We start from the raw sequence: 13,692 nt of genomic DNA, 5'->3' as shown, positions 1-13,692 counted from the left end.
TAACTATGTCAAGATTTATATTATTTTTTTAATGACAAATCGCAAAAGATATGCTAGAATGCTTTATCGGTTCATATCTAAACTGAATAGGGGGCTTTTATGAATAAAATCTTTAAACAAATAGAAAAAATAGGTATTGTACCCGTCATCGTTTTAGACAATGAAAAAGACGCTCTTCCATTGGGAAAAGCCCTCTCTGCCGCCGGCCTTTTTTGTGCCGAAATCACATTTAGAACGGAAGCAGCCGAAAAAGCTATTCAAGTTTTTTCAAAAGACTTTCCGGATTTTCTTGTAGGAGCAGGCACGGTTCTCTCCCCGGAACAAGCCGACAAAGCTATCGCTGCAGGAGCAAAATTCATTGTCAGCCCCGGACTCAATCCCAAGGTTGTAGAGCATTGCATTAAGTCAGGCTATCCGATAATTCCGGGAGTTTCCACCGCGGGAGAAATCGAACAGGCTATGAGCTTCGGTCTTGAAGTAGTCAAGTTTTTTCCGGCTGAGGCTGCAGGGGGATTAAAATTTATAAAGGCTATTTCCGCACCGTACCCGAATATAAAATTTATGCCGACCGGAGGAATAAACGCTCAAAATATTGCGGAATATGCAGCCTTTTCAAAGGTAATAGCCTGCGGCGGAAGCTGGATGGTTTCAAAAGAGCTTATATCTTCAAAAGATTTTAAAAAGATAGAAGAAGAGTCAGCCATTGCATTACAAATAGTAAAAGAGGCTCGTAATCCTAAAAAAGATCCAAGCACTTTAACTACATTTTCATACCCAAAAACTTCAACAGAAAAAAAGGCCTCAACATCAAATGAGAACTCTTTAAACGGAAGCATCGAAACAAACCAAGCACCCAAAGTTATAACCATGGGCGAAATTATGCTCCGCCTTTCCCCCACAGGCTTTAACCGCTTTGTTCAAGCCGATGCCCTGGAATTGGTTTTCGGTGGGGCGGAGGCAAATGTCGCGGTTTCTTTAGCCAACTTCGGAATGCAGTCCTCATACATAACAAAACTGCCGTCCCATGAGATAGGCCAAGCGGCAGTAAACTCTTTGCGCCGGTACGGGGTAGATGTTTCAGGCATAATCCGCGGAGGGAAGCGTATAGGTATCTATTTTTTAGAAAAGGGAGCATCCCAACGTGCCTCCAAGGTAATATATGACAGGGCTAATTCTGCCATTGCCGAAGCCTCACCGAGCGACTTTAATTGGAAAGAAATTTTTAAAGGAGCCTCATGGTTCCATTTTACAGGGATCACTCCCGCTTTAAGCAAAAATGCTGCCGAAATTTGCCTTGAAGCCTGCAAAACGGCAAGGTCAATGGGTATTACCGTTTCATGCGACCTCAACTACCGCAAAAAACTTTGGACTCCCGATGAAGCAAAAGAAACCATGAGCAGTATCTGCGAGTTTGTCGATATCTGTATTTCAAATGAAGAAGATGCAGACAAGGTTTTCGGTATAACCTCAAAAAACACGGACGTAAGCTCGGGCAAACTGAATGAAAAAGGCTATAAAGAGGTTGCTGAAAAACTATGCAAAAAATTCGGTTTTCAAAAAGTAGGAATAACTTTAAGAGAATCCATCTCAGCTAGCGAAAACAACTGGTCAGCCATGCTTTATACAAAAGGCAAGGCCTATTTCAGCAAAAAATACACAATGCAGGTTGTTGACAGACTAGGGGGCGGAGACAGTTTTGCCGCAGCCTTAATCTGTGCCGAACTAAAAGGCTTTAAACCTCAAAAACAAATCGACTTTGCTTCAGCCGCCTCTTGCTTAAAGCACTCCATAAACGGCGACTTTAACCAAGTTTCTTTTGATGAAGTTTTAACTCTTGCCCAAGGAGATGCTTCAGGAAGGGTGCAGAGGTAAGGGAAATAGGAAATAACCGAGTATTATCTCCCACCATTAGGTGTGTTTCTAACATTAGCTTAACCTGCTCTTTTATCAAGCTATTTTATTTGCCCGGTATAATAATGCATATCAACCTAGGCTGTAAGTTGTTTAAAAGCGGGTGGTGGGTAATTTTATTTTTCCATACTTTGAGCATGAGATTTTGCATTATTAACAAAAGTTTTTAAATCCATTTTGTCAAAATATTCTCTTTGCCATTTTGTATAATCGAATCGTTCCCTTCGTACAGCAGCAATAAAGTATTCTGCTTCAACGACACCCATTGTTTCTATCAGACATTCCATACCACGAGAGAGAAGCTCTATCGTAGGCGGCGGTACAATCATTTCAGTCATCATTTTTATTACCTCCATTTAATAAATCTATGAATTCTATCGGATTAAGTAATTTTAAAGTATCGCTTTTATATTTCAACATACCTTTATCCGTGCTCAAAAGATAGTCACATTTCATCATTTCAGCACAAACTATGTGACAAGAATCCTTCATCTTTACTCCCGTTGCCATCACTATTTCTGCCTTTGTAATGACTTCTGCCGATTTTTCACTACAGACATAATCAGAAACATTGGTATCCAAAAAATTCTTTATAGCAGTTTTTCTATCCATATAGGGATTACAAGAATTTTCATAATCCAAAATAAACGAAGAAGCTAGTTCCAGATGTTTTTCTTTTATAAGCAACTGAACAAGCAACTTTGCCTGTGTTTCAAGTGAAATCGACAAATAATTTTGGTCGTCATATGGCCGATTGTAACAACAGTTATCAAGATAAACTTTCATAGTCATAATTATATCACATTTTGAAAATTCTTGCACTATAGTAAATTGAACGTTATCTGGTGTCCGCCATTTTTCTAGAATAAAGTCTGATAATATAGAAAATTATTATATCTCGTATCGAAATTCCTTTTTTCAAATTTTGCTATTTATTGCAAACTCTTCATATTCAAAATATTGTAAAAGCTACAGGTTTAAGCATTAAAGAAATAGAGGCTCTATAATTAGGGGGAGAGCCCTCCCGTTCCCTTAGGGGCTTTTCAAGTCAGAGCAGGGTTTAGCTTAGAAATTTTCATGTTTTTATTCTTACTATATGGCATAAAGAGTCTTTACATAATACTTGCTTAACCTGTAAATATTCATAATCTTGTTTGTCAGCGTTGAAGCGGGTGTTAGGCATTTTCAAAAATAAGTATTTTGAAATTTTCTTCTTCCATTAACATTTGGTTACAATAATCATTATATGTATTTGTTTGTTCCATAGGTATCATAAATGGTACTTCGGTTAAGTAGTTATCAGTATCCATGATTTTATATTTCTTAGGTTCTGATTTATCTTTACAAGGATAAAACAAAATACCATGCTTAGAAGAAAATCTCAGCATATACATAACTGTTTTATAATAAATAGCAGTTGCCCGATCTTCCCCATATGAAGAACTTTTATTCAATGGGATATATTTAGCATCAGCCACGATTCTCTTATCTTTTGAAATATAATCAGGAATAATTTTTTGTTTTCTTTCACCTCTGTATTCTAGTAGTTTGAAGTTGCTATTTTCTGAAGTGTAATGTTTAAAATCATTTTGTAATACTTCTGCTAGATATTCTTCCCACAACCATGCTCCATCAAAAAGTATTCCATAAATTTGGGTATGCGTATTATCATCGTACTTTAAACCTTCATATTTAAGAATCTGTAAGCATATTTTTTGCAATGAACTGTACTCTGTATAATATGGGTGTTGGATTTCTCTTAAATTCTCTGTAAATACTTTGCGTAAGTCTTGACGCGAATAAGATGAAGTATTATCAATTATTAATCTTATATTTTGTTGTGTTTCGTGTCCAAGTAACAAATTCTTACCAAAAGGCAAAGTTTTGATGTATTCGATTGTATGTCTAATTAATTGAATAATACGGTTATCGTAACTATATTCTCTAGTACTATATGCGATTTTCCCTGTGAAAGAAATATTTTGCTGTATATGCCTATTTATTTCTATAGAACCTTTTGCTTTACTATCATTGTAATGAAATTGCCTATACTCTCTGAATAAACCTTGAGATAAGGCCTTGTTAAAATAATATGGAAATAAATATAGCAAAAAATCAAAAATAGTTATTTCATGATAAGAATGTTTTAAATCAAAAACATATTGACACAATGTCTTTTGCAGAAGATAGTGCAGAAAAAAATCATTTCCATTGTTATCGGCAAAACGGGAACAAATACTAAGTTCTGTGGAATTATAGCCAACAAACCCCATTAAATTTCCTGTTCCAATTGTTTTATCGTTTAAAGAGCAGATATATTGGGAGCCCAAATTATCTCCGTATTCACCAAAACTTTGCGGAAAAACCAAAAGACCGGGATATCTCTCTTTTATATTTTCCAATGGAATATTAGCTATGGCTTGTAAATCGGAAATTGTACTCTTTGATAGATTAAGCGTTTTGCTGCTGTTGTCCGTTATCCGTATTAGTTCCATAGAAAACACTCTCAAACTCATCTAATTTAGTTTTAGCATCTCTTTGTCCACGCAAGTATTCTCGAAGCAATCCTTTGAGATTATTTTTCCACAGTTCCTGTAATGCATTTGTGTCGTTTAGCTTATCCTTATATTCCTTGAAATATGAACCGCCAATTTGGTAATCACTGCCAAGTTCCTTTTCTATAGCATCATTCAATTTTTTCATCGGACTTGCAGTACTATAATCTATTCCCATTGCTTCTGCACTATCTTTAGCGGTGATTTCATAAAAAACAAATCTACGGCGCATTGCAAAATCCATACTTTCAACAGAACGGTCAATATCATTCATTGTCCCAATAATATAGACATTATCAGGAATATAAAAACCGTTTTTGAAAGTATCTCGGTCTTCTATTAAATTTTGATATTGAGTTAATACTTTACCGTTTGTTCCTCGATAAGCAGGATCAACAGAAAAGAATAATTCACCGAATATTTTTGACATATCACCACGGTTAATTTCATCAATAATAAAAATAAATTTCGGAGCTTCTTCCTTTGGGGTTCCTTTGTTATAATCTTCCAATTTAAAACTTTTTTTCATTTCCGCAACTATTGCTTTACGATAATTATCATGTCCCCTGCTGGGGATGCCTTTTAAACCTTTGTAAATATTATAAAGCTGCTCTTTTGAGAAAAATTTTGACTGTCCTCTTATCCAATTACCGGATTTTTTATCCTCATCTGAATTATATGTTCGTGTTGTCAGTCCTTCGCCATACTCATTCAATTCAACTTCAAACGAACCTTTACCGGAAACTAACGGAATTTCTATACGAATATCATCATTTAGTTTATCAATCAATTCATTCCAACTTTTTTCAAAATTATCGGTTCCTGCCTCATTGCCTGCAAGTATCGTTTTTTCACAGAAGTCTTTAAATACTCCGTTTTTTCGTTCAAAGCCAATTTCTTTTTGCCCTACTTCTTTTTTAGGCCGTAACCCCTCCACAAAATCCGTATAATCATAGGAAGGATGAAATTGAACAAATCCTATTTGATTTTTTTCATCATCAGTTAAATTTTCATATATTTTGTCAAACATCATTTGTGCAGCAATTTGGCGCGCTGTAAATGTCTTTCCCGTGCCGGGTGCTCCATGCAGGATGATATTGTACCTCATATTTAATAATTCTTTTATATCAGGAGTTATTTTTACCTGTTGTTTTAGCATTTCCATGTTTTCATTCCTTTTAGTAAATATTTGACAATATAGGTCAAATAAGTCAGCTTTTAGATCTATAATCATCTGATGAAAATCTTTTTCTGTGATAGTATTTGCTTTACATTGTATTTTTTTTGCAAAAAGATAGTATTCTTGATCTTGAAGATTTAACAAATCTTCTTTTGAGAAATATTCTTTAAAACCTTTTGTTTTTAGCTTCTTTACTACTGGACAATCTCTTAACAATAAATACGCATTTACAAAAGGCTGCATATATTCGATTGGAGATTTTTCATTAGCAAAGGGAACATATTGTGTATTGAATCCAATACCATAGCCTATACAATTTTCTCTATAATAAATATGATATTGAACTTCGGTACCTCCACCTTCGTTTATTGCCCAATCTCTTGAAGAATCGGAATAAGTAAATAGCTTTCCTTGAGATGAAGCTCTGGCACTACTGGTGAATTTTTTCCTTTCATAACGAAATTCCTTTGTAAAATTGCCTAACTCTTTGTTTATTTTATCTACCAAATCGCCAAGAGTTTTAAAACTTATATCCGTCATATTTTTCTTGAATATCCTTTTTGTTCGCTTTATCCTGCCACAATGCATTGTAGGTATAACTTTCGCCTAACCTGCATTTGCGACTTGTTCGCAATGTCAGGTTGAAGCGGGTGTTAGGATTCTTGATTTTGTATTTTAAATAGATCAATGGGATAACCTGTATAATTCACAAGATCATCTTCACTTATATGATTCCATTCTGGAGACCAGTATTCATTATTAAATGTAATTACCGCATATTTGTCATAAGTAAAAAAGTAAGTATCTGCAGGATAATATTCAACCCAAATTATATTATTAATTTTTTTATTTCGTTTTTCCTTAAGTTCTTTTATAGAAAAGAACTCTCCTAATCGGTGAAATATAAACGCTGTCCAATTTGAACTATTTTTTATACAATCTCCAATGTATTTCAATTTTTTTGAAAGAGGATATTCTGTTAAGTATTTAGTAAACTCAGACGATATACTCCCATTTTCAGTTTTCAGTTGGTAAAAAACTTCTTTTGCAATTAGATCAATTGTATTTGTTATAGTAGTACCTTTCGAAACTTTTTTTTGAACACATAGAACAACTATTGGCTTATTATCTTCCTCGATTATTCTAATTAAACATTTTGTAAGAATTCTTCCTTTATCAACCAATTCGTACTCATATTCTTTTTGAATAGACATATATATTCCCTGTAATACAAAACTTAATAAATAAGCAAAAAACAAAGAGCTCTGTAAAACAACTTCATTACAATGTTATAACAACAGAGCTCAAATCAGTTATTCAGGCCAATAAAGCCTAAGTTCTTTTTTAGTTCCAAGTGGTTTGAAGTTACCAACTACATTAGATGTAATCATTGTCTTACAACAGTTACACGTTATGGAATCACGAGGATCGCCACTACCAACACCTTCTGTAATTTCATTACAAGTTTTACAGAAAACATACACATCTGTATCCATATATACTCCTTTTCAATAAAGATTTAATCTTATTGCGCGTAGCGTCAATCTAACATATATTAAACATGACCTCATAAAGATACCCCAAAAAATCATCTTTTTCAAGCCATTAACCTAATAATTTTAGATATTTTTTTATAATTAAACATATTAAAAACATATCATCTTCGCGGTCTTAGCGCCCTTTGCGGTTAAACATCGAACTTCTCAAATTTCTCCATAGTCGACTGGATTTTTCACAAAAAAAGATGTATAATTAGAATGTTATGAAGAAAATACAAAAAACTTTATTTATATTGATTTTTCTCTTTGCCGCGGGAATACTCGCCTCGGCTCAAATTTATACGTGGACGGGTGGACACGGTAATTTTAAAAATCCGTCAAACTGGAGCCCGAACCTTCCCGCCGGCACAACACCCGCTGCCTTTCCGGCCGGTAAATATAAAATTCTTTCCGCCGGACATTGTTATTTAACCGAAAATATTACCTTTGCGGGGCCGGCGCAGATTGAAGTAGGGTCGGAAACAGACGCTGCAGGATTGCAGTTAGCCCATTACACTTTGCTCGGGGCGGTAACCGTAACCGTAAATAAAAAGGGAACGCTGGAACTTTCCGGTACTCCGGCTCAAATAGCATTGTTCAACAACTCACAAATAACCTTGCAACCGGATTCCACTATTTGGTATTACGGCGGTTACCCTAACAATATTTTTCCGGGGCCATATCAAAATTTTAAAGTAACGGGAAACATTAACGCCGACTCTCTTACGGTAGATAAAACGATGTCGATAGGGAATAATAATCCGGTAACAATAAAAGTTAAAACGCAAACCTATAAGGGAGCCGTAACTGTACAAAAGGATGTCACCTTTGATGCGGAAACTTCCGTAACTTTTACAGCGAACGTGAACGCGGGGGCGCAAAATCTGTCCTTTATCGGCGGCGGGGCGGTGAATATGCAGGGAGTTACCGCCGGAACGGTGGATGCGACGGGAGCGTCGAGCCTAAAGGTAAACGGAACCGTTAATTTGAGCGGGGATTTAAAAGCAAATAATTTGACTGTAAATACCGCAACTGTCTCTGCCGTAAAAATTGAAGTGAACCAAGCGGCAACCGTAAGCACTGCCGCAACGATTACCGCAGCAACGCAAACTTACAACGGAACCGTAACGGTAAACGCAAATACAACGTTTAATGCATCTACATCTCTTACCTTCGGCTCGGCCGGAACCGTCAGCGGAACGGGAAGCATTATTGTTCCGAGTAACGGCACGGTCAACATACAAAAGAATATAAACCTAACCGGAACTGCTTCCAAATTCGAACAAACGGGAACAGGAGCTGTAAACATAGGAGGAAATGCGTCTTCAATAACAGCTGCGACGCAAATCTATACGGGTACCGTAACGATAAACGCGGACACGGAATTTAGTACATCGACAGCGCTTACTTTTAAGAACACGGTAAGCGGCTCCCAAAAAATTACCCTTTCCGACACCGGAAATGTAAATAATGTAAATATAGGAAACAACATAACTTTGACCGGCAACAACGGTATTATTGAACAAACGGGTAGCGGAAGCATAACAATAGACGGCTCTCTGTCCTCTGTTCCTCTGACTCCTCCGGTCAAAATCAGTGCGTATAAGCAAACATATAAAGGAGCTGTAACTATAAATACAGGTACGGAGTTCCATACGGTAAATTCGGTAAATTTTAGGGCGGCTGTGAATGCAGGGAGTAACAGCATCGGCTTTTGGGGGCTGTCCGCAAGTACGCGGGCTGTTACTGCGGGAACCATGACCTCTCATGCATCGTCGACCCTTACGTTGAACGGTAATATCATTTTAACCGGAGATTTAAATACAAACGGCAGCGTCACCGGCCAAGGAAATATTGATGTCGCAGGACCTTGGCAGCATTCCGGAACAGGTAATATAACGGCAAAGGGTAATGTAACAGCCGGAACATTCACACAAATGGCAGCCGACTCTACACTTGTGTTTGGCGGGAGTACTCCGCAAACCTTACAGATCGGACCGGCTTCTCAAATACAAAATTTGGAAAATAATGGAAATCTTAAACTCAATTCGGATATTACAATAATCGGCAAATTTGAAAACACCGGAACCTTTGATGCACAAACAAAAACAGTTAAACTTGACCCTCCTGCAAACGGAACCGTAACTATTACAGGCACCGGCACTGCAATCAATACAAAATTCCACAATCTAAGGCTTTCAGGTGCGGGCGGAAAAAAGCTTGTTATAGACAAAAAAATCTCGGTATTGGGGAATTTAACCCTTACAGGAATAAGTACGGGTGTTCTTACAGTTAACGGCGGTTCAAGTACAGGCTCTGAAAGCCCTGAAATTGTACTTACAGGTAATCAAACAGGAGGTCAATATCTCAAAGTCAAAACCAATATTCCAATTACAGGCGGTACCTATACAGCAGAAAACAGCATACCAGTCGGTTACGATACCGATATTCAAGCAGGGAAACCCGAAAACTGGATTTTTACAAATTATAACGGAGCTGTAAGCTGGACGGGAAAAAACTCTAATGTTTGGGCCGACCATAGAAACTGGAACCCCTATGTGATTCCGGGCAAAAATACGGATGTAACCATTCCTCAAAAAGAGGGACCCGCTCACCACTACCCCATACTTACAGGCAATGCTGAAGCAAATAGAATTACAATAGCTGCCCCGGCAACGCTTGACCTTGCCGGATTTGTTATAAGTGATAACTCTGGAAGGAGTCCGCTTGCCGTTCATGGAACGTTAAAACTAAAAGGTACGGCTGACCAAAAAAATTGGTTTGCAGCCGCCTCTCCTACCGATAAAATTACTCTTCAAAGCACTTCAACTGTTGTATACTATGATAATTCAACTGCCAATATCTGGGGCGGAACTTATTATAAATTGCAAGTCCAAAATAGGGATAAATTAGTAACGGGAGGAGCCCCTCTTACCGTTGAAGGAATATTTAAAGTTACTCATACTACACCGCCTACAATATTTGAAATAGATACGGGAACAGCTTCTCAAACTTATAAGAGCGATATAGACGGAAGCACTAATAACCTTAAATTTACTACAAACCTATTGACAACAATGAATTCAACAAGCCGCAATATCAAAGCGGCGGATATAACGGTAACGGGTAATTGGGATAATAATGCTCGAATTACGGCAAAAACAATAGAAGTACAAGGCTTGAGCGGATTGCAGTCTGACCGCGGAGATATATTTGTTGCCGGCAATTTTACCGTCTCAAAATTTATTCAAAACAGAGGAAATCTCACATTTAACGGAACGGGAACACAGACTCTTTCTACACAATCATCCGATTCAAAAATAAAGAGTCTTGTAATAAATGCCAATGCAAGCGTAAAGCTCGGCTCGGATATTACGATTCAGAACAATTTTACTAACAGAGGAACCTTTGACGCAACAAACACGGGTAGTCCGCCGGGATATACGGTAACTCTGACGAATGATGGAAATCACGATATTACAGGCAGCAATACTGCAGCAGCTACCAAATTTTACAACCTCATCTGTATAAATGCGGGCGGAAAGCAAATCAAATTTAAGAATAACATCTCGGTATACGGAAAATTAACTCTCAGAGGTTCTGCTCCAAACAATGTGCTTAACCTTTCTGGAACAAACCCTATTGAAAACCCACCCGGAACACCTAATCCCAATCACAGTGGTACTATTTATATCAATGCTAATAAAAACCCTTCCGAACCTAACAATTGTAAATGGCTGGGTATTGCTACAAATCTTCCTATAGCATCTTTGGATTCAAATACCTATACCTGTACGGCGAGCGAAAGTGCTCCTACGGGAAATTTTGAAGATATACTTCCTCTTTTAATGGCCGGGCATCCTAAAAACTGGATTTTTACGAATCTTGATAAACTTGCATGGACGGGAGAAACTAATACCGATTGGAATAATACCGGAAACTGGCGGCCGCGGCCTTCAGCAGCTCCTCAGGGTACTGAATACGTTACCATACGCAATGTTGCAACGGGTAACAAACTGCCCGTACTCGGTACCGGAACATATCGGGCAAATGAGGTGGATATACGCGGCAATGGTACCCTTGACCTGGGCGGCTCCGTCATATTTAAAGGTATAACAGGCAGCAACACAACAAAACTTACCTCCAAAGGCACCCTTAAACTCAAAGGTACTCCTGCACAAAAGACCTGGTTTGAAGCCTCAAATCCCGATAATAAAATCCATTTGGATATGGATGCCAATACAACCACAGTTGTATACTATAATGACTTACAATCGGAAGAAAACATAAATATCTGGAAAGGCCCATACAATAAGCTGGAAATGGAAAAAGGTAAATTAAAAATCGGATCAACTCCTGATACCATTGAAGCAAAGGAATTTACCGTACAGTCAAATGCTGAAGTAAATTTAAACTCCGATATGAAGATTAACTCCAAATTTAAAAATCTTGGAAAATTCAATGCAACAACTTCCGATACAACAGGCTATACAGTAACATTAGATAATACCAATAATATCACAATCACAGGTAAAGATGAAAGCAGCATACAAGATACAAAATTCCATAACCTTAAACTTGAAAATGCAGCAGGTAAAACCCTCACAATTGAGAAAAAAATTTATATCGCAGGAGATTTAATTCTCTCCGGAGCAAGCGGAACGCCATTAACAATAAACGGCTCTAATAATAGTGCCGAAATTCATCTAACCGACAGCCACGGTTTAACTTTAGGTATCGCAAAAGGAAATTATCTAACGATATATACAGGCAATGTAAAAATTCGGCCGGAAGGTAAATATTATGTTGTAAAAGACAGCAAAGATGATAGCAACAAAACAGTTAGTAAAAACGGCTGGGTATTTTTAAAGCCGAACTTGAGTATAGTAAATTCCTTTGCAAAACCCAACGATAAGCATATCTATCTTTTGTTTGATAACGACAGCTTATCTACAGAAGAATTTCATAGTTTAAAAGCTTTAAGCCATACCTTACAAATTACAGACGGCGTAACAACTTATACATCTGATCTACAAACAGTCCACAAGGAACCAAGTTCATATATACCTTTCGGACATTCTTTATGGAAGATTCAACTTGATGGAACTCAAAAATTTAATCCTGATGATATTATTAATTCTTCCTATCAGGTAGTTTTAAATTATTTTGGTACAAGTAAAACCAAACCCCACATCTCCGATATCGGAATCAATATAGTAAAACCGCAAAAAGCTTTTAATTCCATAGTACTCCGCAGGTTTGACGCTGATCACGACGACAAAGCCTTACCGACTCTGGATATCACAATACCGACAGAAAGAACAGTAACATCAGACAACTTTAAGCTGTACTTTTTTTCAGTAAATACGTTGAGTTCTGATAATAAATTCTGGTACCCAATTGCTATGATACAGCCGCCTAATCCTCCAACCCCAGGAAACCTATCTGCTTTTGCAGCCGTTTTAACGGAAACAGCAACAGAATATACCGGCACTCCGGCAGGGGGTCTGCTGAACTTCATTATTCCGTCAACCGATCCTTTCTTAAAAGAAGGTAAGACAGGGCAATTTATGTACGTCTATAACGGTTGGCTCCCCTGTGTTCGCTTAAAAGACAAAACCGAAAACGACATCCTTTCCTTCGATGTCTGGAATTTTAAAATTGTAGGGGTACAGATACAAAAGGGCGGAGTGTCAATCTTTGAAAATGTTGTAAATCCTCACAAGGGGCAGTCTGCCACAATAGCTGCGCACCTAAAAAAATCGGGTATGCTTACAATTCAGATTATGACCTTGGACGGCAACATAGTACGCACTTTGACCCGTTCTCACCATAATGCAGGCGACCACTTTTATCTGTGGGACGGAAGAAACAATGGAGGAAATCCCGTCGCAAGCGGTATGTATTTTGTAAGAATCGCAGGGCCCGATATAGATGAAGTGAGAAAAATTCTGATTATTAAATAAAAAAGGGCCTAAAGAACGGCAGGCTAGGCTGCCGTTCTTTAGGCCCTAAAAATCAATTTTTAAACTTTTTTAATTATAAAAACAAACAGGATTTATTTTGCAAATCTTTCACCGAATTCTTTACACTTTTCTTTTCCTGCAGCGGTGGGAGCATCGTAGATAATCAAGCCTTCTTCAAATAAGTCGGCACCCTTATCCTTAGATCTTGCTTCCCAGTTTCTCATCCATTCTCCGCCCGAACCTTCACCGGCCCATTCATACGAACCGAACAAGGCAATTTTTTTGCCGGACAGTTTTCCTTCAATAGAAGCAAAGAAGGGCTCAAATTCATCCGGCTCAAGCTCTTCGGCTCCCATTGCGGGGCATCCGAATGCAATCTTGTCATAATCATCAATGTTCTTCGAGCCGAATTCCGAAACGGTAAAAATAGAAGCCTCTGCTCCGCCGGCTTTTAAACCTTCAAGAACGGATTCAGCCATAGACTGAGTATTTCCCGTTCCGCTCCAATAAATAACAGCAATTTTTGCCATAAAAACCTCCAA

9 protein-coding genes are annotated in these 13,692 nt (G+C 37.7%); 2 read left to right on the top strand and 7 right to left on the bottom strand.

Annotated features, from left to right (window positions below; genetic code table 11):
- Positions 1-99: 99 nt before the first annotated feature.
- A complete protein-coding gene (locus tag HGJ18_RS12815; protein ID WP_301338925.1) occupies positions 100-1,872 on the top strand; it encodes a KHG/KDPG aldolase/sugar kinase fusion protein in 1,773 nt (590 codons plus the stop codon).
- 155 nt (positions 1,873-2,027) lie between these two features.
- Here the strand turns inward: HGJ18_RS12815 and HGJ18_RS11965 are convergent, their stop codons facing one another.
- From HGJ18_RS11965 to HGJ18_RS11940, 6 genes are all read right to left on the bottom strand, one after another.
- The gene (locus HGJ18_RS11965) at positions 2,028-2,252 is read right to left on the bottom strand and encodes a hypothetical protein (protein WP_253696748.1); all 225 of its coding nucleotides are present in this window, start codon (positions 2,250-2,252) and stop codon (positions 2,028-2,030) included.
- On the bottom strand, positions 2,242-2,703 hold the full coding sequence (locus tag HGJ18_RS11960; protein WP_253696747.1) for a hypothetical protein: 462 nt from the start codon (positions 2,701-2,703) through the stop codon (positions 2,242-2,244). Before HGJ18_RS11960 ends, HGJ18_RS11965 begins: the two co-directional genes overlap by 11 nt.
- 383 nt (positions 2,704-3,086) lie before the next feature.
- Entirely contained in the window at positions 3,087-4,406 is a 1,320-nt protein-coding gene (locus tag HGJ18_RS11955; RefSeq protein WP_253696746.1) for an McrC family protein, read from the bottom strand.
- The gene (locus tag HGJ18_RS11950) at positions 4,363-6,186 is read right to left on the bottom strand and encodes an McrB family protein (RefSeq protein ID WP_253696744.1); all 1,824 of its coding nucleotides are present in this window, start codon (positions 6,184-6,186) and stop codon (positions 4,363-4,365) included. Before HGJ18_RS11950 ends, HGJ18_RS11955 begins: the two co-directional genes overlap by 44 nt.
- Before the next feature lie 113 nt (positions 6,187-6,299).
- Positions 6,300-6,860, bottom strand: coding sequence for a hypothetical protein (locus HGJ18_RS11945; protein WP_253696739.1), 561 nt, complete (start codon positions 6,858-6,860; stop codon positions 6,300-6,302).
- Positions 6,861-6,959: 99 nt separating this feature from the next.
- Positions 6,960-7,142: a hypothetical protein gene (locus HGJ18_RS11940; protein ID WP_253696737.1), complete on the bottom strand. Its 183-nt coding sequence runs from the start codon at positions 7,140-7,142 to the stop codon at positions 6,960-6,962.
- A 266-nt stretch (positions 7,143-7,408) separates the two neighbouring features.
- Between HGJ18_RS11940 and HGJ18_RS11935 the strand changes: the two genes are divergently transcribed.
- Positions 7,409-13,150 (top strand): FlgD immunoglobulin-like domain containing protein, encoded by a 5,742-nt coding sequence (locus tag HGJ18_RS11935; protein ID WP_253696735.1) that lies wholly within the window; start codon positions 7,409-7,411, stop codon positions 13,148-13,150.
- Between the two features lie 92 nt (positions 13,151-13,242).
- On the opposite strand, the gene HGJ18_RS11930 is transcribed toward HGJ18_RS11935, so the two are convergent.
- Positions 13,243-13,680 (bottom strand): flavodoxin, encoded by a 438-nt coding sequence (locus tag HGJ18_RS11930; protein ID WP_253696734.1) that lies wholly within the window; start codon positions 13,678-13,680, stop codon positions 13,243-13,245.
- Between the last annotated feature and the right edge of the window lie 12 nt (positions 13,681-13,692).

This window comes from Treponema denticola, assembly GCF_024181405.1.
Classification (GTDB): domain Bacteria; phylum Spirochaetota; class Spirochaetia; order Treponematales; family Treponemataceae; genus Treponema_B; species Treponema_B denticola_D.
Note: the sequence above shows the minus strand (reverse complement) of the source record. Positions and strands in the feature narration are given on the sequence as shown.

Excerpts from the sequence above, each read along its gene's own strand:
- HGJ18_RS12815 (WP_301338925.1), top strand. The coding sequence starts at position 100 with ATGAATAAAATCTTTAAACAAATAGAAAAAATAGGTATTGTACCCGTC.
- HGJ18_RS11965 (WP_253696748.1), bottom strand. The coding sequence starts at position 2,252 with ATGATGACTGAAATGATTGTACCGCCGCCTACGATAGAGCTTCTCTCT.
- HGJ18_RS11960 (WP_253696747.1), bottom strand. The coding sequence starts at position 2,703 with ATGACTATGAAAGTTTATCTTGATAACTGTTGTTACAATCGGCCATAT.
- HGJ18_RS11955 (WP_253696746.1), bottom strand. The coding sequence starts at position 4,406 with ATGGAACTAATACGGATAACGGACAACAGCAGCAAAACGCTTAATCTA.
- HGJ18_RS11950 (WP_253696744.1), bottom strand. The coding sequence starts at position 6,186 with ATGACGGATATAAGTTTTAAAACTCTTGGCGATTTGGTAGATAAAATA.
- HGJ18_RS11945 (WP_253696739.1), bottom strand. The coding sequence starts at position 6,860 with ATGTCTATTCAAAAAGAATATGAGTACGAATTGGTTGATAAAGGAAGA.
- HGJ18_RS11940 (WP_253696737.1), bottom strand. The coding sequence starts at position 7,142 with ATGGATACAGATGTGTATGTTTTCTGTAAAACTTGTAATGAAATTACA.
- HGJ18_RS11935 (WP_253696735.1), top strand. The coding sequence starts at position 7,409 with ATGAAGAAAATACAAAAAACTTTATTTATATTGATTTTTCTCTTTGCC.
- HGJ18_RS11930 (WP_253696734.1), bottom strand. The coding sequence starts at position 13,680 with ATGGCAAAAATTGCTGTTATTTATTGGAGCGGAACGGGAAATACTCAG.